This is a genomic window from Chryseobacterium sp. CH25 (assembly GCF_004119455.1).
Lineage (GTDB): Bacteria > Bacteroidota > Bacteroidia > Flavobacteriales > Weeksellaceae > Chryseobacterium.
Window position 1 is genome coordinate 1 of the sequence record NZ_NRQT01000035.1, and the last position, 418, is coordinate 418.

Annotated in this window: 2 protein-coding genes; both read left to right on the top strand. The window is 41.9% G+C overall.

The features are described from left to right. Positions 1-37: 37 nt before the first annotated feature. Positions 38-115: a DUF6443 domain-containing protein gene (locus BOQ64_RS24285; protein WP_262708793.1), complete on the top strand. Its 78-nt coding sequence runs from the start codon at positions 38-40 to the stop codon at positions 113-115. Between the two features lie 95 nt (positions 116-210). Then, positions 211-418: hypothetical protein (locus tag BOQ64_RS23470; protein ID WP_185147096.1), on the top strand; the 208-nt coding region annotated here is incomplete at its 3' end.

Consider the following 418-nt stretch of genomic DNA (forward strand, 5'->3'; position numbering starts at 1 on the left):
GGTGGTTAATGTAAAAGCATCCCCTCAGGGAAAAGATGTGGTCACTCACATTGAATATGATCCGTTCGGAAGACAGGTTAAAGATTATCTACCCGTTCCCCAATCAGAACGCTGAATGGAGCTATTGTTCCCAATCCATTAGGTAATGCCATCAATACCCCTTATGGGGCTGAAAAGATCTATTCCGAGAAAATATTGGAAAACTCTCCATTGGATAGAATTCAACAACAGATTCAGGTAGGTAATGATTGGAGTACCAAACCTGTTAAATTCGGTTATGAAACCAATGTTCTTAATGAAGTGTATCAGCATATCACCTCCACTACCTGGGAAAACGGCGCCACCAAAAGCAGTGTCGCTTTATCTCCTGCAGTATTGTATGCTCCCGGTACCCTGTATAAAAATACCGTTACTGATG